We start from the raw sequence: 24391 nt of genomic DNA on the forward strand, positions 1-24391 counted from the left end.
CATGGAAACAAATCCAGTCCTCTCCGTCCGCAACCTCACCACCTCCTTCCTCGTCGATGGCGCTTGGAAGAGTGTCGTGCGTGATGTCTCCTTTCATGTCGCGCCCGGTGAAACCGTCGCCATTGTCGGGGAATCCGGTTCCGGCAAATCCGTGACGTCGCTGTCGCTGATGCGTCTGCTTGCGCCGGCCTCCAGCCGGATAGAAGGCGAGGTGCTGCTTAACGGCCGCGATCTGCTTTCGCTTTCCGAAAAGGAAATGCGCGGTGTACGCGGCAACGATATCTCGATGATCTTTCAGGAGCCGATGACGTCGCTCAATCCGATCTTCACCATCGGCCGCCAGATTTCGGAAGTTCTCATTCGCCATAAGGGGCTTTCGAAACACGAGGCGCGGGCCGAGACGGTGCGGCTTCTGGAAAAGGTCCGAATTCCCAACGCGGCGGGCCGTTTCGACGAGTATCCGCACCAGTTTTCAGGCGGCATGCGCCAGCGCGTGATGATCGCCATGGCGCTCGCCTCCAAACCGAAGCTGCTGATCGCCGACGAGCCGACGACGGCGCTCGACGTGACCATTCAGGGCCAGATCCTCGACCTCATCAAACTGCTGCAGGAAGAGGAGGGCATGTCGGTGCTCTTCATCACGCATGACATGGGCGTCGTGGCCGAAATCGCCGACCGGACAATCGTGATGTATCGCGGCGACGAGGTCGAGACCGGGCCGACCGAGGAGATATTCAAACGCGGCAAGCATCCCTATACACGGGCGCTGCTTTCGGCGGTGCCGAAGCTCGGCTCGATGCGTGACCGGCACTGGCCGACGCGTTTTCCCGTGCTCGACATGAAGACCGGTCTTTCGACTGAGCCGGAGGAGGTGGCCGAGACCGTTGCGAGCGGTCAGACGCCGGTCCTGTCGGTGAAGAATCTTGTGACACGTTTTCCCATCCGGTCCGGCCTGCTGGCGCGCCAGACGGGTGCGGTTCACGCCGTTGAAAACGTCTCCTTCGATCTCTTTCAGGGTGAAACGCTGTCGCTTGTGGGCGAATCCGGCTGCGGCAAATCCACCACCGGCCGCTCGATCATGCGGCTTGTTGAGCCGTCGTCCGGCGATGTGTCACTCGATGGTTATGATGTGATGCGTCTCGATACGGTCGGGCTCCGCAACATGCGCAAATCCGTGCAGATGATCTTTCAGGACCCGTTCTCCTCGCTCAATCCGCGCATGACGGTGGGTACGGCAATTTCCGAACCCTTCATCAAGCATAAATTGGGCACCACGAAACAGGCGAAGGAAAAGACCGCCGATCTTCTCGAAAAGGTCGGGCTTTCAGCCGACATGGCCAATCGCTACCCCCATGAATTTTCGGGCGGCCAGCGCCAGCGTATCGCCATTGCCCGTGCGCTTGCCCTCGATCCGAAGGTTATCGTCGCCGACGAAAGTGTGTCGGCGCTCGATGTCTCGATCAAGGCGCAGGTGTGCAACCTGCTGCTAGACCTGCAACAGAGCCTCAACCTCGCCTTTCTTTTCATCAGCCATGACATGGCGGTGGTGGAGCGTGTCAGCCATCGTGTCGCGGTGATGTATTTGGGCGAGATTGTCGAAATCGGCCCGCGGGCGGCTATTTTCGACAATCCGCAGCATCCCTACACAAAAAAGCTGATGGCGGCAGTGCCAGTGCCCGATCCGTCAAGACGGGGAATAAGGCGCGGCATATCCAATGATGAGCTGAAGAGCCCGATACGGGCAATGGGATATGAAACACCCGCGCGAACCTACAGGACGGTATCGCCCGGCCATCTGGTGCAGTCGGCCTGAGGCGGTTGCTGCGGTATCAGTGCTTCGAAGAAGAAGCCTTTATGCCGGGTTCTTGAACGGGACGCCTCGCAGGTGCTCCATCAGGTAAGCATGGGTCGCGGGATTGGCGACGATCAGCGTGCCCGTCTTTTCGTAGAATTCCGGACCGCGACCCCACCAGTCGGTCACGATTCCGCCCGCCTCCTGCACCAGCAGGATGCCGGCTGCGGTGTCGACGAAACCGGTTTCCTCATAATAACCGGTCAGCCGGCCGCAGGCCACGTAAGCGCATGAATTGGCGGCGCTACCGACCACACGGACCGCGCCGATGGGGGCGCGGATTGCGTCGAGGCGCTGATAGGCGCCTGGATAAAGCTGGAGATTGGGCGTCGGCAGGCCGGTGCCGACGCACATCAAGGCAACATCGGTGCTGGCATTGACCTGCAGGCGCTCGCCGTTGAGATAGGCGCCTTCCCCCTTGATCGTCGTAAACATCTCGCCGGAGACGGGATTGTAGACCAGTCCGCATATGGTCTCGTTGCCGCGCCTAAGCGCGATGGTGATCGTGTAATGTTGGCCGAAGAGGAAATTGGTGGTGCCGTCGATTGGATCGACCAGCCAGCGATGATCCTGATCGGCTCCTTCCACAGGCGCAAATTCCTCGCCGGTCAGTCCCCAGGGATATTGGCCGAGCAGACGCTTTCGGATCAGCGTCTCGGAATCCCTATCGGCGTCGGAAACGAAGTCTCCCGGACCCTTGACGCCGATCTCGATGTCGCGAAAGCGCCGGAAATGGTCGAGCGTCAATGCGCCGGCTTCGCGGGCGGTGGCGACCATGTGCTCGAGGATGGCGCTGTAATTGACTGTCATTTGCTGAAAACCTCTGCGAGCCCTTCCGGGTCATCGGTGGTGATCTGGTCCACCTTCAGCCTCAAGAGCCGCTCGACTGCATCAGTGGATTGCGGCGTGACGCTGTTGATCGTCCAAGCATCCACACGGCGGCCCGCGGCATGAATCGGGGCGATGATATCGACACCAGCATCCGCAGCTGCAAGCACGATCTCGTACGCGAGGTAGATCATGTCCGCATCGGGTGCTGTGGCAAGGGCGTCTTCGATGAAGTCCAGATAGTTTCCGCTTGCCTGCAACTCTGCAAGGGTGCCGCGATGGCAGGGGTCATAGCCAGTGCGAAGGCCGGGGGCCGAGCCAGCCAGCGCGGTAATAGCGTCGAAATCGCCGCCTGACAGGATCACCGACTTTGCGATAGGTGAAACGCTTATCCCGAAGCCGGCGACCATCTGTGGGGCAAGCGCCTGCCGGTTTTCCTTGAAATCGAGCTGTAGCAGGGCGTCGGGATGAACGGTGTCGTCCGCAAGCAGGGCGCAAAGGTCTTCGAGCAACATCACTTTCGAAGCGATTGGCTGGCCGTCATTATCGCGCAGGTGAAGCTGTCGCAGGGTTGCGGCGGATGTATCGCGTACCCGGCCGGTGCCAGTGGTTTCCCGCTCCAGCGTCCGGTCATGCAAAACGGCGCAACCGTGATCGGCATGAATGACGAGATCGACTTCGATGCTTGCACCGAGCCGCATCGCTTCGATGATGCGCTCCCCCGTAAAGACCGGATCGGAAGCACGGCGGCGGCCGCGGTGCCATTTGAGCCAGGTTTTGTGGCCGTTGCGGTCGATGAGTATCGGATGGGTCATGTCAGCTCCGGTAGATCGGGCGGTTGTCGCGATAGGCCGTGATGGAACGGGGCGAAATCCGTACCCCCTGTCCCGCCCGGAACATATCCGGATGGGAGACCATGGATTTGATCCTGGTACCATCGGTCAGATCAAGGTCGACAAGGCCATGGGTGCCATAATCCGTCACCCGGTGCACACTCCCCTCCGGTGTTTCGGAGGTCGCCAGATCGATGGCTTCCGGGCGAACGGCGAGAATGGTCGGGCCATCAGAGACGGGAAGCGGAAAGGTGAAGCCAGCGCGCATGAAGTTCCCACCTGAAACCATGCCCTCAATCAGGTTCATGGTGCCGATGAAGCCGGCGACGAACGGGGTCTTCGGCTCCCGGTAGATCACATTCGGCCGGTCTATCTGTTCGGTCTTGCCATTCGCCATCACGACGATGCGGTCTGCCATGGAAAGCGCCTCGTCCTGACCGTGGGTGACAAACAGCGTGGTGATGCCGAGACGCTGCTGGATATCCCGAACCTCTTCCCGCAGCCTTTCGCGCAGATGCTGGTCGAGACTGGCGAAAGGCTCGTCGAGAAGCAGGATTTTCGGCTCCAGAACCAGCGAGCGGGCAAGCGCCACACGCTGCTGCTGGCCGCCCGAAAGCTGGCTCGTGGCTCGCTCGCCATAACCGGAGAGACCGACGAGTTCGAGCACGGCCTCCACTTTCTCCCTGATCACGGCAGCCGGCATGCGGCGCAGTTTGAGGCCGAAAGCAAGGTTTTTGAACACATTCATGTGGCTCCAGAGCGCGTGGCTCTGGAATACCATGCCGGTCGGCCGCCGCTCCGGAGGCAGGCGGGTGACGTCTTCGCCATCTATGGTGATTTGCCCGCCTGTCGGTTGCTCGAACCCGCCAACCATGCGCAGCAACGTCGATTTTCCCGAACCGGAGGGGCCGAGAAGGCAGACGAGTTCGCCATCAGCGACATCGAGCGAGAAACTGTCGACTGCATTGGTGCCACCCGAAAAGCTTTTCGTGACCTGGCGAATGTGGAGTACGGACATGTAGATTTCCTAACCGCCGAAACCGCGGGCAAATGCGCCGCCTCCGATGACGCGGCGGGCAAACATGAGGGCAATGAAGGACGGCACCCAGAGCAGGACGGACAGAACTGCACCATACTGGATGACCATCTGGTTGTTGATGTAGCTGATCATCAAAACCGGCATCGTACGAATGCCGGGCGCCCCGATCAGCCATGCACCTTCGGTCTCATAAAAAGTACCAACGAAGCTCAGCATAACGGCGGCGGCAATAGTCGGTCCCGCCTGTGGCAGGGTAATTGACCAGAAGACCCTGAGCGGGCTGGCGCCGACATCCCGGGCGGCTTCTTCCATGCGCCGATCGACGGCCTGGAATGCCGCCACGGGAATCCAGATCATGAACATCAGCGTGCCGACCAGCTGGATGAGAACGACGCCCCAGAAGGTACCGATGAGGTTGAGCTGCAGGAAAATGGCGGCAATTGCCACCAGAAGCCCGAATTTCGGGAAGGCGTGGCCGGCGAGGAAGGAGAAGAACAGGAGGTTGCGGCCGGGAAAGCTCATACGCGCGAAGGCGTATGCGGCAGGAAGGCAGATCACCGCCGAAAGCAGCGTCACAACCGTCGTCAGCCGCAGGCTCAGCATCAAAGCGTTCCACACGTCAGCGCGGCCAAGTGTCTGGCCCCAGAACCGGAAACCGAACTGTTGTGGGATGACATTGGGGAAACGCCAGACCTCGGTGAATGCCCATGTGCCCACAACAAGCAGCGGCCCGACGATGGCGATGGTGAGAAGCGTAGCAAAAAAAATGCCGGGCCAGTCCATGCGGGCCCGAGCCCGCGTCATCGTCGTCATGTCATTTCCCCTGGTTGCGCGCGACCGAACGCACATAAAACAGGCCGAAAGCAATGCAGAAACCGAAAGCGATGACGGCCTGTGTCATGGCGCCGATGGGATCCTGCACTTCGCGCAGCGTGCGCTGCATGAAAGGTCCAAGCATTTCGGGAGATGCCGGTCCGAGAAGATATGGAAGGGTGAAGGAGGAAAAAATGCCGAGCACCGAAAAGGAAAGCGCCACGAGAATGGAATTGGTAATGCGTGGCAGGATGATGTGACAGAAAACCTGCAGCGCGTTTGCGCCGACATCCCGCGCCGCCTCTACCGACTGGTTGGCAACGCTTCCAAGCCCCGCGAGCAGGATAAGCACGGTCAGCGGAATATTGTCCCAGACAAGACCGATGACGGGTCCCCAGGGCGTGAGATAGGGCGTGCGGATTTTCGGCAGGTCGACGGCGTTGAGCAATATGTCAACCATGCCGTTCGGACCGAGAACGCGGATGAAGGCGAAGGCGAGGATGATGGAGGGCACGAACATCGGGAATATGGCCAGCGCCTGCACGTAGGCCGAGAGGCGGCCCTGCGAAAAGCGCAGGTAAAGCGCGATCGGCAGGCAGATGACCAGCAGGAGGATCGCGCAGACCATCGTCGTCCACAATGTCACGGCAAGATTGTCGAGACTGTAGCGGTCCGAGAAGAAAAAAGCGTAGCTGGAAAGGTCGAAACGCGTTTCACCATTGGCGTCGATGCGCCAGACAGTGCGGCCGATGGCGTTGATCGCTGGCCATATAACGAGCCAGATCATCAGGAATACGGGTATGGCAACGAGCAGGAGGCCGCTTGGCCTCCTGCCTGACGTATTGTCCATGAGCGGGCGAGCCGCTCCTTCTGCGACTTCGGTCACGACTTGCGGTCAACGTTGGGAGCGACGTTGCGATACCAGCCATCATTGATGGCGGTTTCCCATTTACCGGCCGGGAAGGTTGGAATAGTCTGGGGGATGATGTCGGCGAAACGCTTGCGCAGTTCTGCCGGCACAAAGTCCCAGGAAACGCCGGGAAAGCCGCCAAGTTCGGTGAGGATTGCCCCCTGGATTTCTTCCGACAGCACGAAATTCGCGAGCTTCAGGGCCGCATCGCGATTGGCGCCGTTCGCCAGTACGACGGCACGCGAAAAATTGCCGCACAGCGCGAGATCCTGAAGCTGCACCAGACCGGTTTCCTTCGGCAGAACGCCCTGGTCGATGGCCTGAAGCACCTGGTCGGACCAGACCGGGGTCATGGTGACGACGCCTTGGGAAAGAAGCTGCAACGACTGGGTGTTGCCGGACGAGTAGGCGCCCTTGTCGTAAAGCGACGGTGCGATGTCCTTGAGCAGTTCCCATGCCTTGCCGAGGGCCTTGTCGCCTGCTTCCGGCGTGTAATTGTCGACAGTGAATGCCTTGGGATCAAGGCCGTTCGCCTGATGGATGGCGCGACGAACGAAATTGCCGCCCGAACCGCCCTTGTCGGGGCGGTTGTAAACGAATTGACCCGGATTGGCCTTGATCCAGCTGACGAGCTGATCCCATGTCTTCGGCGCATCCGCCGGCTTCAGCTTGCTCGTGTCATAGGCGAGCAGGACCTGGCTGCCGCGATAGGGCAGGCTGTACTCGCTCTGGATAGCGAGCGGGTTGACACGCGAATAGTTGGAAAGCCCGGCCTTCGCCATGTTCACATAGATACCGGCTTCGATGGCACCGGCAGGCAGCAGTGGATCGGCCGTTTCGAAATAATCGGCCTGCGGATCGGTACCGGTCTGCTTCGCGGCAACGGCGCGCTCGCCGATGGCGATAATGCCGGCGCCGTCGCCGGCGTCGACCAGATTGAGCTTCAGGCCAGGATTGGCGGCTTCAAAGGCGGGCTTGATCGTGTTGGACCAGAAATCGAGGATGTTTGTATCCGAACTGGTGTACCAGTCGATCGTGCCCGCAGCGGCGAAGCTCATGCGCGGTGCAAGGGCGAGACCGGCTGCGGCGCCTGCGGCGGACATCATAAAGGTGCGGCGTTTCATCTATGTCTCCGATATTGTCGGCGCGAGTGGAACTGTCGAGCGCTGCCCGAGGGGCTGGTAGGCGCAGGCCGGTCGTTGCACAGCCGTGCATTTTTGGACCAGCCGGCGGCGGTTCTAATGTCTTTCCATAACGCTTTCGTGACAGTCCGCCCGCGCCGCCTCGGAGCCGCGCGCTCATATCGCGCTTATTCGCGACGGAGCATAAAGAAAAACCCCGCCGAAGCGGGGTTTCCGTTACCAGGTCTGGCGACCATACCAGTCGTCAATGTCTTTTCGGGTGCGGTCCTTCTCGTAACCGTAACGCTCCTGAATCTTGCCTTCCAGCTGTTCGCGCTTGCCGTTGATGACGTCAAGATCGTCGTCGGTGAGTTTGCCCCACTGCTCCTTGACCTTGCCCTTCATCTGCTTCCAGTTGCCTTCAACACGATTCCAATCCATTGGATCCTCCCACTGTTTTTGGTCTGCACCTGTAAATGTGCGAAGGCAGATCGGGTTCCGGCAAAACGTGAACATCGCACCCGGGCTTGAAACATTGGGCGAAGATAAAGCGCGGCACGGAATTCCTTTCTGTGTGTGTTTATACATCACGGAACAATCGCTGCCCTCGATTGTCAACTTCACTGGAAAGCCACGGTCCTTACCGGGCTTTGCTTTCGTGTCGAGCCGCAGGGTTCAGCGTGTCATGAACAAGTTCTTCACTCGCTTTGCGAGCCGTATCGCATCTTTCTCAGGTTCGCCCAGCGCCTTTGTCGTGGCACTCGCCACCGTCCTCATCTGGGGCATCAGCGGACCCCTGTTTGATTTTTCCGAGGTCTGGCAACTCGTCATCAACACCGGCACGACAATCGTCACCTTCCTGATGATTTTTCTCGTACAGAATTCCCAGAACAGGGATTCCGCCGCGATGGAGGCTAAACTGGACGAGTTGCTGCGTGCTGTAGAGCAGGCGCGCGCCGACTTCATCGGCATCGAGCATCTGACAGAGGACGAGATCGAGGAGATCCGGACCCGTCTCGAAAAAGAAAACGGGCGGGAAAGCCACAAGCCTCCGCCCCATCACGCCATGGATCGTCTGCTTTCCCGGCGTTAGTCACCGGCCCCCTGATCGATGGCCGATCATTGTTCACAACACTTTCCAAACCCTGGAAAGACCGTATGGCAGAAGGAGTTACCATGCCACTCACCGTTCTTGCTCTGAACGCGACGCTCAAACCGTCGGCCACGTCCGAACCATCCTCCACCGAGAAGCTGCTGGACCTCATATTAAGGGAATTCGCCAGCCAGGATATCAAGGCCGAGACGATCAGGCTGGCCGATCACGATATCAAGCCGGGCGTCAGTTCAGACGAGGGCGAAGGCGATGCCTGGCCGGCCATTCGGGAAAAGATACTGAAGGCCGATATCCTGCTCATGGGAACACCGATCTGGCTTGGCCAACCTTCGAGCGTTTGCAAGAGAGCGTTGGAGCGCATGGATGCATTCCTGGAGGAAACCGATGATGAGGGTCGGATGGTTTCTTATGGCCGGGTTGCGGCTGTCGCAGTTGTCGGAAATGAAGACGGCGCCCACCATGTCTCGGCGGAGCTCTTTCAGGCACTGAATGACGTCGGCTTCACCATCCCGGCCAATGCGGTTGCCTATTGGGTCGGGGAAGCCATGGGGTCGACGAATTTCGTCGATCTGGACAAGACGCCCGATGCCGTCAAAACCATGGTCAGCATGCTGGTGCGCAATACCGCGCACCTGGCGGCTCTTCTCAGGAATTCCCCGTATCCCGGCAGCGATCAGTAGCGCGGGTCCTGTTCCGGCTGGTGAACAGGCACCGCCTCGGTCGCCGCGCAAAGGCGACGGTTCAAGCGGCACCCCTCATTATTTTTTGGAACTCTCCGCCTCGCGCCTCGTTCGGAAGGTGCCTTTCCCGGGTCGGAAAGGCACCGCCTCCGACGGGAAGTATGGCCGATGGTGAAAAGGGAGGAAGACCCAAATGAAGAAGACTTTTTTCATGGCGTTTTTTGTTGGAGCAGGGGCTGTTTCGGCCTTTGCCCAGCAGGCTCCGACAGCCAATCCCGGTGGTGATACGCCGGCGGTTGTGACGCCGGACACGAAAAGCCCGACGGCTCCGGTGGAAGGCGCCAACAGCTTCACGGAGGCGCAGGCGAAGAAGCGGATGGAGGAGTCCGGTTACACCGGGATCACAGGCCTCACCAAGAATGACAAGGGCGTGTGGATGGCATCGGGAATGAAAGACGGAAAAACCGTGGCCATAGCACTCGATTACCAGGGCAATGTTGTCGCCAGGTGAGGGCAGGACTTAAGCGCACGGATTTTTGGGAGAAACATGATGAGAACCGTAACTGCACTTTTTGATGATTATGATGATGCAAGTAACGCCGCCAGCGAACTCGAGCGCGCGGGCATCCCCTCAAGCGACATCAGCATTGTGGCCAGTAACGCCGACAGACGCCACGGCGAGGACAGCAAAGCCGCTGAAGGTGCCGGCACCGGTGCCGGCATCGGGGCCATTGTCGGCGGCGCCGGCGGCCTGCTGACGGGCCTCGGCATGATGGCTATACCCGGTGTCGGACCCGTCGTCGCCGCTGGCTGGCTGGCCGCCACCGCCGTCGGTGCGGCAGGCGGTGCTGTTGCCGGAGGAGCCACTGGCGGATTGATCGGAGCCATGACCCGCTCAGGCGTTTCGGAAGAGGACGCCAATGTCTATGCGGAGGGCGTGCGCAGAGGCGGAACTCTAGTCACTGCGCGGGTTGAAGACGATTTTGTGCCTGAGGCGGAGGCTATCCTCCGACGCTCGAATTGGGTCGACCCCTTCGAACGGCGTTCGGCCTATGGTCAGGAGGGCTGGACGCGTTTTGACGAAACGTCGAGGCCCTACGCCGCTGAAGATGTTGAGCAGGAGCGGAACCGATATCGCCGCTCGGCGCTTTGACAGGAGCATTCCTCACCGCCCACCGGGCGTGGCGTCCTGCCACGCCCTTGCGAAGAGCTTTCAGGAGTTACCATGGCCAAAAAACCGGAAACCACCGCATCGGCGGGAAAACGCGACGTTGTTACGATCCACGACCAGAAACTTTCCCGCGGCGAGGGCGGCGAGTTGCACCAGACCGCCGAAGGTGACACACCCGTCTTGACGACAGCGCAGGGCGGGCCCGTCGCGGATGACCAGAATACGCTTCGTGTCGGTCCTCGTGGCCCGCTTGTCATGGACGATTTCCATTTCAGGGAAAAGCTCTTTCATTTCGATCATGAGCGAATTCCAGAACGTGTCGTTCACGCCCGCGGTTATGGGGCCCATGGCTATTTCGAGACCTACGATTCCCTGGCCGCCTACACGAAAGCGGATCTTTTCCAGCGTGCGGGCGAAAAAACCCCGGCTTTCGTGCGTTTTTCGACCGTGGCCGGCAATAAGGGCTCTTTCGATCTTGCGCGCGACGTGCGCGGCTTCGCCGTCAAGCTTTATACGCAGGAAGGCAACTGGGATCTCGTCGGCAACAATATCCCGGTATTCTTCATCCAAGACGCCATCAAATTTCCCGACCTCATCCATGCCGCAAAACAGGAGCCAGACCGCGACTTTCCGCAGGCGCAAACGGCTCATGATACGTTCTGGGATTTCATCAGCCTCACGCCCGAAAGCATGAACATGGTCATGTGGATCATGTCCGACCGCACCATTCCGCGGTCGTTCCGGTTCATGGAAGGGTTCGGCGTGCACACCTTCCGTTTCATCAACGCGAAAAACCAGTCGACTTTCGTGAAGTTTCACTGGAAGCCGAAGCTGGGTCTCCAGTCCGTGGCGTGGAACGAGGCGGTGAAGATCAATGGTGCCGATCCCGATTTCCACCGTCGCGATCTCTGGGCGGCCATCCAGTCCGGCAATTTTCCGGAATGGGAGTTGCAGGTACAGCTTTTCGACCAGGATTTCGCCGACAGCTTCGATTTCGATGTCCTCGATCCCACCAAAATCATTCCCGAGGAGATATTGCCGCCGCAGCCGGTCGGCAGGCTGGTTCTAGACCGCATGCCAGACAACTTCTTTGCCGAAACCGAACAGGTGGCGTTCATGACGCAGAACGTGCCGCCGGGGATCGATTTCAGTAACGACCCGCTGCTGCAGGGAAGAAATTTCTCCTATCTCGATACACAATTGAAGCGTCTCGGCGGGCCGAACTTCACGCACCTTCCTATCAATGCGCCCAAGTGTCCCTTCGCGCATTTCCAGCAGGATGGCCACATGGCGATGCGCAATCCGACGGGTCGCGCCAATTATCAGCCAAACTCGTTTGGCGAAGGCCCGCGGGAATCGCCAGTGCGCGGCTTCACACATTTTGCAGGCGAAGAGCAGGGCGCAAAGGCGAGATTGCGGCCGGAGAGCTTCGCAGATCACTATAGTCAGGCCAGGCAATTCTATCTCAGTCAGACTCCTCCCGAACAGCGCCATATCGCCTCCGCCCTCACTTTCGAGCTGAGCAGGGTGGAGACGGTCGCCATACGTGAACGGATGGTGTCACACCTCCTCAACATCGATGAAACGCTTGCGTCGACCGTTGCCCAGAAGCTTGGTTTCCAGACGATGCCTAAACCGGCGGAGGCGGCAGTGCCGACCCGACAGGACCTGGAGCCCTCACCCGCCCTCAGCATCGTCAATCGAGGGCCGCAACGTTTCGAAGGACGAAAGCTCGGCATTCTCATTACGGATGGCGTCGACGCAAAATTGCTGCAGGGGCTGACCGAGGCTGTTACGGCCGAGAAGGCCGTCTTCGAGTTGATCGCGCCTAAAGTCGGGGGCGCCGTGGCTTCGGACGGCACTCTCATCAAAGCGCATTACATGATCGATGGCGGTCCTTCGGTTCTCTTTGATGCGGTGGCCTTGTTGACATCGGCAGAGGCCATCGACGATCTCGTCAAGGAAGCAACGGCCCGTGATTTTGTCGCGGATGCGTTCCAGCACTGCAAGTTCATCGGTTATGACCAGTCGGCCCTGCCATTGCTGGAAAAGGCCGGAATTGCCGATGCCATGGATGAGGGCGTCTTGCCTCTGCCGGGAGAAGACGGGTTGGCAGCCTTTGTTTCCGAACTCGGCAAGTTGCGCGTTTGGGCGCGCGAACCATCGGTCAAGCTTGGGAAGGCATCAGTCCCTGTCGCTAACGGATAACGCAACCGGCGGCGTGCCCTCATCGTTTAAGGGAGCGCCGCGCCCGCGGCCAGTGCGCCGCAGCACCGGCAGACGAAAGTGCCGCCACATTTGGCGGCACTTCTCACCCGGAGGTCTTGTCCAAAGCGAGGTCTGATTATGAAGCTTGTCCGCGACAACGGATTGACCATCGTCCTTGTCCTTGCATCACTGCTGACGATCGGCGGCATGTTCGCCACAGGCTGGGTCGTTCACAATGATGAACTCGTGCAACATCACGATAAACCACTCACGCTTTTATCCTACGCCACGAGCGGGCATTTCCTTTCGGCGCTGTTCGAAAACTGGGAAAGCGAATTTTTGCAGATGTCGGCCTATGTGGTGTTGACGGCATTCCTGTTCCAGCGCGGGTCCGCAGAATCCAAGGATCCCGATGAGCCGACAGCGCAAGACGAGGACCCTTCACGCAAGAAAAACGACCCTGATGCACCATGGCCGGTAAGGGCCGGCGGCATCATTCGCGTCGTCTATTCCTATTCGCTCGGCGTGGCGCTGTTTGTTCTTTTTGTAGCGAGCTTCCTGCTGCATCTGAGATACAGCGCCGATGCCGCGGCAGTGGAGGCACGCCTGCATGGCGAACCTGCGACGACATTGATGGCGCATCTGGGAAGCGTTAAGTTCTGGTTCGAGTCCTTCCAGAATTGGCAGTCGGAATTCCTCTCCACCGCTGTCCTGATCGTCCTGTCCATCTTCCTGCGGTTCAGGCGGTCGCCCGAATCCAAGCCTGTGGCAGCACCCCATAGCGAGACCGGCGGGTGAAAGGCAGAGGGGGTGGATCCCAAAGTCTGGCCGCCCCCGTCAGCGTTTATCCTAGGGACGCCTGTTGGCGGCGTGGTCCTGTTCCTGATCGGTCTTGATGGCGGCACCGTCCTGGCCCCGCTCTTTCGAATGCTGCTTCTTGTCGCGGTTGGAAAGGATCTGGTTTTCCTCAATGCTTCCCTTGTCCAGCTCGGTCATTGCGCCTGCGCCGGTACCTTTCCCCTGCGTGCCTTTTCCGAAGTGTTTCCTGTCTGCATGTGCCATAATCGCCTCCTCTTGGCGTCGGATGGGCTGCTGCGGCAGTCGAGGCCGCCACCCGTCGCTCCCGAACTTCCCCCATGCCTTTTCGTTCCGGAACTTCTGTCGCCCTCCGTGGTTCGTGATCGCAGGGAAAGGGGCTTTGTCTTGAACGACGGCGCGGACGCACGAACAGATGACAGGAGGCGCAACGATGGCCGGTCCAAAAACGCATGAACAACAGCTCCGCATCATCGAAAAACGCGAGAACACCGCTAATGCCGATGATGATTTTAACGCCGAGGCGGAGCTGAAGCGGTCGAAGGAAGAACGGGATGCCCGCCGAGGGGCGGAGAAACTTCGCGGTGGCAATGCGGAATTAACGGATAAGGATGATCGCCAGATGCTGCGCGGTGAAAATCAGGAATGCCCGCACCACAAGCGCGGCGCGGATGATTGAGGTGAAGTCCGGCCGGGCCGGATGTGGCTTCATGGCGCCGAAGGTGCTGCGAGGCTATTTCCCATCCGGCTCTGCCATCTTGCGATGTTGTCTGGCGAGCGTTTCCGCCGGCGTTACATTGGCCATCGCCGACATCAGCTTGTTTTTCCAGCCGGACACGACATCGCCCTCACCATTCATCATCGCCTCATAGCCGGTCTTGGCCACGAAACCGGGATCGTCCTTCTTCTGTCTGCCAACAGGGGTGTCAAGCATGTCCGCACGCTCGAAGAACTCCGTGTCCGTCGCGCCCGGCATTAGGCAGGTTACCGTCACACCCGTGCCATCGAGCTCTTCGCGCAGCGCGAAGGAAAAGGAATTGATAAACGCTTTGGTGGCGTTATAGACCGCCTGAAACGTGCCCGGCATGAAACCGGCGATGGAACCCGTAAACAGGATACGTCCATTGCCACGCTGGCGCATCCCGCCTGCAAGGGCATGAACCAGCGCAATCGTGCCGCTGATATTGGTGGCGATGACCCGCTGGATGTCCTCCATTCTCTGATCGAGAAAGCCATCGCCCAGGCCCTGTCCTGCGTTGGCGAACAGAAGATCGACTGGCCGCGACGAGGCGGTGATGCGGGCGAGAAGCTCCTCCACGCCCGCCTGTGTCGAAAGATCGGCCCGCACCGCTTCCACCTGCGTGCCGGCCGCGCGCAGCCGGGTGGCCGCGGCATCGATGTCATTTTCATCGGCCACGATGATGAGGTCGTAACCATCCTGCGCGGCGCATCGGGCGAGTTCATAACCGATGCCGGACGAAGCGCCGGTGACGACCGCAAGGCCCTTGGTGGATTCTTCCCTGCTCATGATCATCTCCTATGGCTTCAGGACGACTTTGATGCAGCCATCGTCGCGGTGGCTGAAGGTGTTGTAGAGGTCGGGTCCTTCATCGAGGGTGGCGCGATGGGTAATGACGAAGGACGGGTCGATTTCGCCTCTTTCGATGCGGCCCATGAGGCTGGGTAGGTAGGCTTGAACGGGCGTCTGCGCCATCTTGAACGTCAGGCCGCGATTGATGGCGGAGCCCATGGGAATCTTGTCAAGAAGACCGCCATAGACGCCGACCAGCGAGACCGTACCGAAATTGCGGCAGCAATAGATTGCCTGACGAAGGACATGCGGCCGGTCGGTCCCCATGAAGGTGGCGACCTTGATGCGGTCGATCCTCGAATCCCATCCTGCCGCGGGATCGGGCTCCGTTCCTACCGCGTCGATACAGGCATCTGCGCCGCGACCATGGGTCAGCTCCATGATGCGGTCGTAAATGTCCTCGTCGAGATAATTGAGTGTCATCGCGCCGGCTGACGCCGCGAGATCAAGCCTCTCCTGCACGGCGTCGATGGCGATGACCCGTTCCGCACCGAGGAGAAAGGCGGAACGGATCGCCATCTGACCCACCGGACCGCAGCCCCAGATGGCAATCGTATCGCCCGGCTGGATGTTGCAGAAGTCCGCGGCCATATAGCCGGTCGGGAAGATGTCGGACAGGAACAGGACCTGCTCGTCGGTCAGGCCGTCCGGAACCTTTATTGGCCCGACATCCGCGTAAGGCACCCGCATATATTCCGCCTGGCCGCCGCTGAAGCCACCGAGAAGATGGGTGTAACCGAACAGGCCGGCAGGCGAATTGCCCCACATCTTCCGCACCTTGTGCGGATCGGGATTGCTGCGTTCGCAGCCGGAATAATAGCCACGCTTGCAGAAGAAGCACTCGCCGCAGGCGATGGTAAAGGGGACGACGACGCGGTCTCCGACCTTGAGCGCGGTATTGTCCTTACCGACCTCAGCCACCTCGCCCATGGTTTCGTGGCCCATGATGTCGCCGCTGTGCATGTCCGGCATGATGCCATTATAGAGGTGGAGGTCTGAGCCGCAGATCGCGCAGGCCGTGACCTTGATGATCGCATCGCGCCCATGCTCGATTTTCGGATCGGGAACGCTTTCGCAGCGAATGTCGTGTTTGCCGTGCCAGGTCAGTGCCTTCATGTCGCTCACCTTCATTGTCTGCTGGGTTGTCAGAAGCCGCCCTTTGTCGAGCGGGTGCCTAACCGGGTGTCCGCGCGAAAGTTCCCCGCGGCACCGGGACCTTCTCGCTCCCGGCGACAAGGCAGGGCAGAATTTTTTAGAGAACGGAAACCCGCCGCGCTTTCAGAGGTTCGGTTGCTCAGCAATTCGGGAGTTCATCGATCATGACATCACGACGCAAGGCAGCTCCCGATATCGGGTTTAAGCCCGGTCCGGCCGGCGGCTGGGGATCGGCCAAGTCGGTGGGAGAGGTGCTGTTGAGGGAACATGTTCCCCTGTCCGGTCCGACATTGCTGAAACACCAGAACAAGCCGCAGGGATACATGTGCGTCAGCTGCGCCTGGGCGAAACCGGCCAAGACCCATCCCCTGGAATTTTGCGAAAATGGTGCGAAAGCCACCGCGTGGGAAATAACGAACCGACGCGCCGACAGCGCGTTTTTCGCCAGACACACCCTTGCCGAACTGGAAGGCTGGCGCGACCACGATCTGGAAGAACAGGGCAGGCTGACCCAGCCGATGCGTTGGGACGCGGCCACGGATAGATATCTCCCGGTCAGCTGGCAGGCCGCATTCGAGGAGATAGGCCGGGAGCTGCGCGCCATCGCGCCGCAGCAGGCAGAGTTTTACACCTCAGGCCGCGCCTCGCTGGAAGCATCCTACATGTACCAGCTCTTTGCCCGCATCTATGGCAGTAACAATCTGCCGGACTCGTCCAACATGTGCCATGAAAGCTCGTCCGTCGGCCTGCCCGAAAGCATCGGTGCTTCCGTGGGAACGGCGATCCTTTCGGATTTCCAGAATTGCGACTGCATTTTCTATATGGCGCAGAATGTCGGAACATCCTCGCCGCGACTGCTGCACGATCTGCAGGATGCGGTCGACCGCGACGTGAAGATACTGACATTCAACATGCTGCGGGAGCCGGGGCTGGAGCGCTTCGTCAACCCGCAGTCGCCCGGCCAGATGCTGGGGACCCCCGCGACGCCGATCTCGACGAAATATTACCAGGTGAAGAATGGCGGCGATATCGCTGCCCTTTTCGGTATCTGCAAGGCGCTTATCGAGGCAGACGACGTGCTGCATGCGAGTGGCGCAAGCAAGGTTTCCGGCTCGGATGGGCAGCCGCGCGATCCGGCCAATGCGGCGGCGGTCGCATTTGCCGCCGCCATTGCCGCGGCTGACAAGAAGCATGTGCTCGATCATGATTTTCTTGCCGAGCACACGGCAGGTTTTGACGATTTCGCCGCCGCAGCCCGCCGCCATGAATGGGAGGAGCTGGAGCGCGTTTCAGGCCTGACCCGCGAGGAGATGATGGAAGCCGCCGCCATATATGCGGATTCCGACGCGGTGATGATGGTCTATGGCATGGGCCTCACCCAGCATGTGATGGGCGTGGAGAACGTTCACATGGTTGCCAACCTCGCGCTGCTGCGCGGCAATATCGGCAAGCCCGGTGCAAATATCTGTGCCGTCAGGGGCCATTCGAATGTGCAGGGCCAGCGTACCGTCGGCATTACGGAAAAACCCGGCCTCGTGCCGCTGGACAAGCTTGCCGACCTATACCAGTTCCAGCCGCCCACGTGGGAAGGCCACTCAACGGTCGACAGCTGCAAATCCATTCTCGCCGGGGAAACAAAGGCTTTCATCAGCCTCGGCGGCAATTTTTTGCGCGCAGCGCCGGAAACCGAGGCGATGGAAGCCGCGTGGCGCAAGCTGCGGCTGACGGTCCAGATCGCAACAAAACTCAATCGCAGCCACGTCATCCATGGCGAGATCGCCTTTTTGCTTCCCTGTCTCGGACGTATCGAAATCGATGAACAGACGACAGGCCCCCAGGCCGTCTCCATGGAAAGTTCCGTTGCGCATTTCCATGGTTCGCGTGGCAGGGCAAAGCCGGCCAGCCGGGAGTTGCTCTCGGAACCGGCGATCATTGCCGGCATGGCCGTGGCGACCTTGACGCGCGGCAACGTGCCTTGGCAGCAATGGGTTCACGATTATTCGCGCATTCGCGACGCCATAGAGCAAACCTATCCGGAAACCTTCAGGAACTTCAACGAACGGCTTTTCAAACCCGGCGGCATCCCGCGCCCATTGCCCGCAAGGGAGCGAAAATGGGTAACCTCAAGCGGCAAGGCGAATTTCCTGACCCCCGACCGCCTGTTCCCCGAATTTCCGCCTGAGGCGTCGGGTCCGGACGTCCTGCACCTGTCGACGTTGCGATCCAACGACCAGTTCAACACGACCGTCTACGGCTACAGCGACCGTTTTCGCGGCGTGGAAGGAACGCGGCAGGTTCTGTTCATGAATGTCGATGATATCGCCCTGCTCGGGTTTGCCGACGGCGATATCGTCGATATCGTCACGACAATCGAGCCGCAGACGCCAAGGGCGGTCCGCGGGTTCAGGATCGTTGCTTATGATATTCCCCATGGCTGTTGTGCTGGTTATTTTCCGGAAACCAACCCGTTGTTTCCGCTGAGCCATCATAGTCCGAAAGCAAAGACGCCATCATACAAGCTGCTGCCCGTCCGATTGACGCCGTCAACCACAGTTCCTTCCAACTGAGGATACTCGAGGTGCGGGATGCGGAGGACGGAAAAGGCCAATCGTTCAGCGACACTTCTATGGTCCACTCTCAGCGGTTCTTTGATCGGGGCAGCGGCGATCATGGGTTACTGGCGTGAACCGCGAACATTCCGCAGCGACCCTCCGGTAACGGCAGCGCTTGAGCGATTGCGCTTCATGCCCGTTCCCGTGGCCGGCGCGCCGCCGGAAGTTTATTTTGCTCTCGGCAGGCCGTTCGAAAACGGTGCTTATGATCTTTCCCAAGGGAAACGCCTCTATTCATGGTTCGGATGCCCGGCTTGCCACGGTGAAGGTGAAGGCGGAAAAGGTCCATCGTTTCTCGACGGTCAATGGATTTATGGCCCATCCATGGTCTCTGTCGCGGCGTCGATCAGGGATGGCCGGCCGCACGGGATGCCTCCTTTCCGCACCAAGATGACGACTGAAGAGATCTGGCAGCTCGCGGGATATGTGAGAACCATCGGGGCCTATTCGCCATCGGTGGCGGCCCCGGCCCGTAATGACGACCGTCAGACACGTCCGGCTGAGAACCGGGCGCCTGCTGTCATTTTCTTCAACGAAGGGTCGGCGTGGAAAAGACCGGAGGAGCCGGTGCCTTGAAGACGGTCGCTGCTCTCCTTGCTGTCCTTACCCTGCTTTCGGGGTGCGGCGACGTTCAGTCGGCGTTGAACGCTGCAGGGCCGTCAGCGGCGATGTTGAAGCACCTGATCCTCTTCATCGTGGCGGTGAGCCTCGTCGTGTGGCTGGCAGTGATCGCGATCCTGATCCTGTCTCTCGTCAGAAGTCGGCGGATGGCGGCGCAGGACGAGACGGCAAGTGACAAGCGATTGCAGCTTTTCGTCACGGGCGCGGTCATGATGACGGTTTTCATTGTCGCCGGCCTGACGCTTGCGAGCTTTCTTGCAACCCGGGCCATCAGCTTCACCGGCGAGGCAGACTTGACGATACGTGTTCGCGCCCAGCAATGGTGGTGGCAGTTCATATACGAAGATGCCACACCGGATGGCGGTTTTCAGACCGCCAACGAAATGCACATCCCGGTCGGGCGGAATGTCCGGGTCTTGCTCGAAAGCCCGGATGTAATTCATTCCTTCTGGGTGCCCAGCCTTGCCGGCAAGATGGACCTCGTTCCGGGACGGGAGAATAAGCTTGTGTTTCGCGCTGACAGGCCCGGTGTTTACCGGGGCCAATGCGCGGAGTTCTGCGGCCTTCAGCACAGCCACATGGCTTTCATGGTCATGGCCGATGACGAGGCGTCCTATAGCCGGTGGGCCAATAAGCAGAAGGCGGAGGCCGCCATGCCGCAGGACGCCGATGCTCTGGCCGGGAAGGCCGTGTTCCTGCGCAAGCAATGCGCCGCCTGCCATACCGTCAGGGGAACGCCGGCCGCCGGCACCACGGGGCCTGATCTTACCCATGTCGGCAGCCGCCGTACGATCGGCGCAGGCCTGCTGGAGACCACACGCGGCTCGCTTGCGGCATGGATCGCCGATCCACAGACATTGAAACCGGGCAACAACATGCCGCTGGTGCCGCTCACCGGGGAAGAGTTGCGGCAGGTTTCCGCCTATATGGAGGGGCTCGACTGATGGCGGGAAAACAGGCCTCCGTCCTCATGGATACCGATCTGCCGGTTCCCGGCATGGAGAGCGCGCTCGAAAAAACATGGGGGTCGAGCCGCGGTTTCTGGGGCGCGATTGGTACTGTCGACCACAAGGTGGTGGCCCGGCGATATATTGTCACGGCCTTCGTGTTCCTGATACTCGGCGGCCTGCTTGCTCTCGTCATGCGCCTGCAGCTGGCAACGCCCGAAGCGCGTTTTATCGACCCGGACCGGTATAATCAGATATTCACCATGCATGGCGCGAACATGATGTTCCTCTTCGCCGTGCCGGTCATGGAGGCGATGGCGGTTTATTTCGTGCCATTGATGGTCGGGACGCGCAACATCGCCTTTCCCCGGCTGAACGCCTATTCCTACTGGGTATTCCTTGTGGGCGGGCTGCTTCTCTGGGTCTCGTTCGTGCTGGACAGCGCGCCCGATGTCGGCTGGTTCGCCTATGTGCCGCTCGCTGGTCCGGAATATGGCGCCGGCAAACGCGCCGACATATGGGCGCAGATGATAACCTTTACGGAGCTTTCCGCGCTCTCCATTGCGGTGGAAATCGTGGTGACGGTTTTCAAGCAGCGCGCCCCCGGCATGTCGCTCGATCGAATTCCGCTTCTTGTCTGGGCAATGGTGGTCATGGCCTTTCTCGTCATCATCGCCATGCCCGCGATCATGTTCGCCAGTTCCACGATGATCATGGATCGTCTCGTCGGCACCCATTTCTACAATCCGGCCGAAGGAGGGGACGTGCTCCTGTGGCAGCATGTCTTCTGGTTTTTCGGACATCCGGAGGTCTACATCATCTTCCTGCCGGCTGTGGGCATGGTCTCCACCATCCTGCCCGCCTTTGTCGGCCGGCCGATATTCGGTTACATGCCCATGGTTATGGCGCTTGTCGCAACCGGTGTCCTGTCTTTCGGCCTCTGGGTGCATCACATGTTTGTGGCTGGACTGCCGAAACTCGGAGAAAGTTTCTTCACTGCCTCCAGCATGGCGATTTCCGTGCCGGCCGGCGTGCAGATATTCTGCTGGCTGGCAACATTGTGGGCCGGGCGGCCGGTTTTCAAGACACCGCTTCTTTTCATCATCGGCTTCATCGTCACCTTTGTCATCGGCGGTCTGACGGGCGTCATGGTGGCGTCCGTGCCCTTCGACACGCAGGTTCACGACACCTATTTCGTGGTCGCGCATTTTCACTACGTCCTGATCGGGGGCGCCGTTTTTCCCCTGATCGGAGCCGTGTATTACTGGTTTCCAAAAATGACGGGCCGGATGATGAGCGAAACGCTCGGCCGCATCAGCTTCTGGCTGATCTTCGCCGGCTTCCACCTGACGTTTTTTCCAATGCATATTCTCGGTTTGCAGGGAATGCCGCGACGCATCTATACCTATCAGCCGGAGATGCCATGGGCGGGCCTCAACCTCTTCGTGAGCCTCAGCGCCGTCGTGCTGGCGACAGGTTTTCTCGTCTTTTTCATCGATGTCGTCCGAAGCTTCGCCAAAGGCCGTCCCGCCGGGGACAATCCATGGGGCGCCGCCACGCTGGAATGGGCAACCGCCTCTCCGCCGCCGCCCTTCAATTTCCGCTCCATACCCGTGGTGGGTAGCCGCGATCCACTGTGGGAGAACACCGGAGAACTGCCTGTTGTCGCGGGGATGCGGGTGGATCGCCGTGAAATTCTGGTCACCAGCGTCGTCGAGGCGCTGCCCGAAGCCCGCGAGGCTTCCCCGACGGACTCCGTGTGGCCGTTCTGGGCGGCCATCGCAACGTCCATCATGCTCATCTGGTCCATGTTCTCCCCCTGGGCAGTCGTCTGGGGATCGATCCCGATTGCTGTAGCGCTGATCGGCTGGTTCTGGCCGAAAGGAATGGCGGAGGAGGAAGCATGAAAGAACGTGTCGCGCTCGATGTCTCCAAGCTGCCGATGTCCGGCAACGGCACCGCCAGCCCCACATGGTGGGGAACCTGCGCCTTCATGCTGATCGAAGGAACCGGTTTCGCGCTGGCGGTCGCCGTCTATTTCTACCTGATGAGCCTGGCACTACGATGGTCGATCGACGCCCCGCCGCCGGATCTTTCAGCCGGCACGGTGCTGACAGCGCTGCTTGTCGTCAGCGTCGTCCCGAATGTCCTCGTCAGTCGCTGGGCCAGGCAGAGGCGGCTTGTTCACGTCCGTTTCGGTTTAGTCGTTATGTCTGCCATCGGGCTTGTCCTGCTGGCGATGCGCGCCTTTGAATTCCCCGCCCTTCAGGTGAAGTGGGACGACAATGCCTATGGATCGATCGTGTGGACGATCCTCGGACTGCACACGACCCATATTCTGACCGACCTCATCGATACCATCGTCCTGACCTGCCTGATGTTTACCCGGCATGGCGACAGCGCCCGCCGTTACGGCGATGTGGAGGACAACGCGCTTTACTGGAATTTTGTCGTCGTGACCTGGTTTCCGCTTTACGCCTGCCTTTACTGGATACCACGGCTATGACCCTGAAAACCCTCGATATTGCCGGACTGTTCGGCGCTCCCCTGATCTGGGCGTTCAACACGCAGCTCGGCCAGATCTTGCCGGCGGTCGATTGCGGCAGCCGGACGGGCTTTGCAGCCACCGCCGCCTTCCTCTCTGCCGGGATAGCCGTTACCTGCGGCGTTCTTTCGGAAAGGGGCCGGAGTTCCACGGCATCGCGAATGGCGGTGTTCCTGACGTCGTTGGGCGTCCTGGTCGCGCTGGTTTTTGCCTTCGCACTCCTTCTTCAGGGGGCAGCGACATTGCTGCTGAACCCATGCACGCGCTGACACTGATCTTTCTGTTGCTGGTCAGCGCCGGGCCGCTCTCGGCCCATGAGGGGGAGGCGCATCCGACGGCGATGATATGGACTTTCGACGGCTGGATCATCGGACCGCTGCTTGTCGCAGCCGGCCTTTTCAGTACCGGTTTTTTTCGGCTGTGGAGACGGTCGGGCACACGCCGGTGGATGGCGAGGTCCGCCTTCGCCTTTTCCGGCGGCTGGCTTGTTCTGGTTGCTGCACTTGTCTCTCCGATCCATTCCATGGGCGAGCACCTGTTTACATTCCACATGATAGAGCACGAGATGGTAATGGCGGTTGCCGCGCCGCTGATCGTGCTGGCGCGCCCCGTCGGTATCCTTCTCTGGAGCATGCCGCGCATGGTTCGTCGTCGTCTGGCTGCGGTGATGACCGACAGGCGCGTTCGTGCCGGATGGAATGTTCTTGCCGGCGGGGGTGTGGCAACATCTCTGCACGGGCTTGCCATCTGGGGCTGGCATGCGCCTGCGCTCTTCGATGCGACGGTCAGCAACGTGCCGCTGCACCGGATACAACATCTCTTTTTCTTTCTGACAGCGATCCTGTTCTGGTGGGCAGTTTTCTGGCGCGCGGACCGGGGGCTTGCGGCCTGGCACCTGTTTGTCACGATGATGCATACCAGCATTCTCGGCGCCCTGATCGCGCTTGCGCCACAGGTGATTTACGTGGCCCAGACCCGAGACGCGCCGGCATGGGGCCTGACGCCCTTCGAGGACCAGCAGCTTGCCGGTCTCCTGATGTGGGTGCCCGGTGGTGTCATCTATGCCGGGGCGGCGCTCGCGATGCTGGCGATGTGGATTTCCCGGTCGGGCAGGGAGGACCGATATGGCGCGTCCCTTCTCTAGAACCGGCCTTATACTCGTTGCGGTGCTTTCGGCGGCGCTTGCCACGGGCATTGCGGTCGCAATCGTCAAGAACGTGTCACAGCGCGGCGCCGTTGCCACGGCAATGACTGGCGGTGATGCGCGCCTGGCGCCCGGGATTTTCCGGCGCTACGGCTGCACGGGCTGCCACGCGATCCCCGGCGTTGCCGGTGCGGACGGGAAGGTGGGGGGCGAACTACGTTCACTTCGCCAGCGGGTCTATATCGGTGACGGCCTCAACAACACACCGGACAACCTCATTCGCTGGATTGTCTCGCCGACGCATTTTTCGCGGCAGAGCGCTATGCCCGAAACCGGTATCACCGAGGCCGAAGCACGCCATGTCGCGGCCTATCTTTATGCTCACTGACGG

Annotated in this window: 26 protein-coding genes; 16 read left to right on the top strand and 10 right to left on the bottom strand. The window is 60.1% G+C overall.

Translation table 11 applies throughout. The features are described 5' to 3' along the window. The first annotated feature begins 1 nt into the window (after nucleotide 1). On the top strand, nucleotides 2–1813 hold the full coding sequence (locus HQN82_RS22600; protein WP_173615965.1) for an ABC transporter ATP-binding protein: 1812 nt from the start codon (nucleotides 2–4) through the stop codon (nucleotides 1811–1813). 39 nt (nucleotides 1814–1852) lie between these two features. Here the strand turns inward: HQN82_RS22600 and HQN82_RS22605 are convergent, their stop codons facing one another. The 7 genes from HQN82_RS22605 to HQN82_RS22635 all read right to left on the bottom strand — a co-directional run bounded on the left by HQN82_RS22605 (nucleotide 1853) and on the right by HQN82_RS22635 (nucleotide 7837). Next, nucleotides 1853–2662 carry an inositol monophosphatase family protein gene (locus HQN82_RS22605; RefSeq protein WP_072493736.1) on the bottom strand — a complete coding sequence of 270 codons (810 nt, stop codon included), beginning with the start codon at nucleotides 2660–2662 and terminating at the stop codon, nucleotides 1853–1855. Next, on the bottom strand, nucleotides 2659–3495 hold the full coding sequence (locus tag HQN82_RS22610; RefSeq protein ID WP_022563884.1) for a glycerophosphodiester phosphodiesterase: 837 nt from the start codon (nucleotides 3493–3495) through the stop codon (nucleotides 2659–2661). Before HQN82_RS22610 ends, HQN82_RS22605 begins: the two co-directional genes overlap by 4 nt. A 1-nt stretch (nucleotide 3496) precedes the next feature. Beyond that, entirely contained in the window at nucleotides 3497–4531 is a 1035-nt protein-coding gene (locus HQN82_RS22615) for an ABC transporter ATP-binding protein (RefSeq protein WP_022563885.1), read from the bottom strand. A 9-nt stretch (nucleotides 4532–4540) separates the two neighbouring features. Beyond that, nucleotides 4541–5365 carry an ABC transporter permease gene (locus HQN82_RS22620; RefSeq protein ID WP_004444541.1) on the bottom strand — a complete coding sequence of 275 codons (825 nt, stop codon included), beginning with the start codon at nucleotides 5363–5365 and terminating at the stop codon, nucleotides 4541–4543. A 1-nt stretch (nucleotide 5366) separates the two neighbouring features. Then, entirely contained in the window at nucleotides 5367–6215 is an 849-nt protein-coding gene (locus HQN82_RS22625) for an ABC transporter permease (protein ID WP_004444540.1), read from the bottom strand. 32 nt (nucleotides 6216–6247) lie between these two features. Then, a complete protein-coding gene (locus HQN82_RS22630; protein ID WP_034497849.1) occupies nucleotides 6248–7399 on the bottom strand; it encodes an extracellular solute-binding protein in 1152 nt (383 codons plus the stop codon). Nucleotides 7400–7633: 234 nt separating this feature from the next. After that, nucleotides 7634–7837, bottom strand: a complete 204-nt coding sequence (locus tag HQN82_RS22635; protein ID WP_004444538.1) for a CsbD family protein — start codon at nucleotides 7835–7837, stop codon at nucleotides 7634–7636. A gap of 244 nt (nucleotides 7838–8081) precedes the next feature. On the opposite strand from HQN82_RS22635, the gene HQN82_RS22640 reads away from it, so the two are divergent. The 6 genes from HQN82_RS22640 to HQN82_RS22665 all read left to right on the top strand — a co-directional run bounded on the left by HQN82_RS22640 (nucleotide 8082) and on the right by HQN82_RS22665 (nucleotide 13367). Next, entirely contained in the window at nucleotides 8082–8489 is a 408-nt protein-coding gene (locus HQN82_RS22640) for a low affinity iron permease family protein (protein ID WP_022563888.1), read from the top strand. 83 nt (nucleotides 8490–8572) lie between these two features. Then, complete coding sequence (locus HQN82_RS22645; protein WP_022563889.1) at nucleotides 8573–9190, top strand: flavodoxin family protein; 618 nt, start codon at nucleotides 8573–8575, stop codon at nucleotides 9188–9190. A 193-nt stretch (nucleotides 9191–9383) separates the two neighbouring features. Beyond that, the gene (locus HQN82_RS22650; RefSeq protein WP_022563890.1) at nucleotides 9384–9701 is read left to right on the top strand and encodes a hypothetical protein; all 318 of its coding nucleotides are present in this window, start codon (nucleotides 9384–9386) and stop codon (nucleotides 9699–9701) included. A gap of 39 nt (nucleotides 9702–9740) precedes the next feature. Then, the gene (locus tag HQN82_RS22655; protein WP_173615966.1) at nucleotides 9741–10343 is read left to right on the top strand and encodes a hypothetical protein; all 603 of its coding nucleotides are present in this window, start codon (nucleotides 9741–9743) and stop codon (nucleotides 10341–10343) included. Between the two features lie 72 nt (nucleotides 10344–10415). Then, nucleotides 10416–12569, top strand: coding sequence for a catalase (katE, locus tag HQN82_RS22660; protein ID WP_173615967.1), 2154 nt, complete (start codon nucleotides 10416–10418; stop codon nucleotides 12567–12569). 138 nt (nucleotides 12570–12707) lie between these two features. Next, the gene (locus HQN82_RS22665; protein WP_173615968.1) at nucleotides 12708–13367 is read left to right on the top strand and encodes a DUF6766 family protein; all 660 of its coding nucleotides are present in this window, start codon (nucleotides 12708–12710) and stop codon (nucleotides 13365–13367) included. Between the two features lie 51 nt (nucleotides 13368–13418). Here HQN82_RS22665 and HQN82_RS22670 read toward each other — a convergent pair whose 3' ends face one another. After that, nucleotides 13419–13631 carry a hypothetical protein gene (locus HQN82_RS22670; RefSeq protein WP_035209601.1) on the bottom strand — a complete coding sequence of 71 codons (213 nt, stop codon included), beginning with the start codon at nucleotides 13629–13631 and terminating at the stop codon, nucleotides 13419–13421. Between the two features lie 187 nt (nucleotides 13632–13818). On the opposite strand from HQN82_RS22670, the gene HQN82_RS22675 reads away from it, so the two are divergent. Then, complete coding sequence (locus HQN82_RS22675) at nucleotides 13819–14064, top strand: hypothetical protein (RefSeq protein WP_173615969.1); 246 nt, start codon at nucleotides 13819–13821, stop codon at nucleotides 14062–14064. A gap of 54 nt (nucleotides 14065–14118) precedes the next feature. Here the strand turns inward: HQN82_RS22675 and HQN82_RS22680 are convergent, their stop codons facing one another. Both HQN82_RS22680 and HQN82_RS22685 read right to left on the bottom strand, forming a co-directional pair. Beyond that, a complete protein-coding gene (locus HQN82_RS22680; RefSeq protein ID WP_077987605.1) occupies nucleotides 14119–14913 on the bottom strand; it encodes an SDR family NAD(P)-dependent oxidoreductase in 795 nt (264 codons plus the stop codon). A gap of 9 nt (nucleotides 14914–14922) precedes the next feature. Continuing rightward, nucleotides 14923–16092, bottom strand: a complete 1170-nt coding sequence (locus tag HQN82_RS22685; protein ID WP_173615970.1) for a zinc-dependent alcohol dehydrogenase — start codon at nucleotides 16090–16092, stop codon at nucleotides 14923–14925. 203 nt (nucleotides 16093–16295) lie between these two features. Here HQN82_RS22685 and HQN82_RS22690 point away from each other — a divergent pair, with 203 nt between their 5' ends. The 8 genes from HQN82_RS22690 to HQN82_RS22725 are packed head-to-tail and all read left to right on the top strand — an operon-like array spanning nucleotide 16296 to nucleotide 24388. Next, nucleotides 16296–18698: an FdhF/YdeP family oxidoreductase gene (locus HQN82_RS22690; protein ID WP_173615971.1), complete on the top strand. Its 2403-nt coding sequence runs from the start codon at nucleotides 16296–16298 to the stop codon at nucleotides 18696–18698. A gap of 18 nt (nucleotides 18699–18716) precedes the next feature. Continuing rightward, nucleotides 18717–19319, top strand: coding sequence for a c-type cytochrome (locus HQN82_RS22695; protein ID WP_427832747.1), 603 nt, complete (start codon nucleotides 18717–18719; stop codon nucleotides 19317–19319). Next, the gene (gene coxB / locus HQN82_RS22700; RefSeq protein ID WP_022563901.1) at nucleotides 19316–20308 is read left to right on the top strand and encodes a cytochrome c oxidase subunit II; all 993 of its coding nucleotides are present in this window, start codon (nucleotides 19316–19318) and stop codon (nucleotides 20306–20308) included. Before HQN82_RS22695 ends, coxB begins: the two co-directional genes overlap by 4 nt. Beyond that, nucleotides 20308–22218, top strand: coding sequence for a cytochrome c oxidase subunit I (gene ctaD, locus HQN82_RS22705; RefSeq protein ID WP_022563902.1), 1911 nt, complete (start codon nucleotides 20308–20310; stop codon nucleotides 22216–22218). Before coxB ends, ctaD begins: the two co-directional genes overlap by 1 nt. Further along, nucleotides 22215–22817 (top strand): cytochrome c oxidase subunit 3, encoded by a 603-nt coding sequence (locus HQN82_RS22710; RefSeq protein ID WP_173615972.1) that lies wholly within the window; start codon nucleotides 22215–22217, stop codon nucleotides 22815–22817. Before ctaD ends, HQN82_RS22710 begins: the two co-directional genes overlap by 4 nt. Continuing rightward, nucleotides 22814–23125, top strand: coding sequence for a hypothetical protein (locus tag HQN82_RS22715; RefSeq protein ID WP_022563904.1), 312 nt, complete (start codon nucleotides 22814–22816; stop codon nucleotides 23123–23125). Before HQN82_RS22710 ends, HQN82_RS22715 begins: the two co-directional genes overlap by 4 nt. Continuing rightward, a complete protein-coding gene (locus HQN82_RS22720; RefSeq protein ID WP_022563905.1) occupies nucleotides 23113–24000 on the top strand; it encodes a cytochrome c oxidase assembly protein in 888 nt (295 codons plus the stop codon). Before HQN82_RS22715 ends, HQN82_RS22720 begins: the two co-directional genes overlap by 13 nt. Beyond that, a complete protein-coding gene (locus HQN82_RS22725; RefSeq protein ID WP_064264239.1) occupies nucleotides 23981–24388 on the top strand; it encodes a c-type cytochrome in 408 nt (135 codons plus the stop codon). Before HQN82_RS22720 ends, HQN82_RS22725 begins: the two co-directional genes overlap by 20 nt. Nucleotides 24389–24391: the final 3 nt, after the last annotated feature.

It is taken from the genome of Agrobacterium pusense (assembly GCF_013285525.1).
Taxonomy (GTDB): domain Bacteria; phylum Pseudomonadota; class Alphaproteobacteria; order Rhizobiales; family Rhizobiaceae; genus Agrobacterium; species Agrobacterium pusense.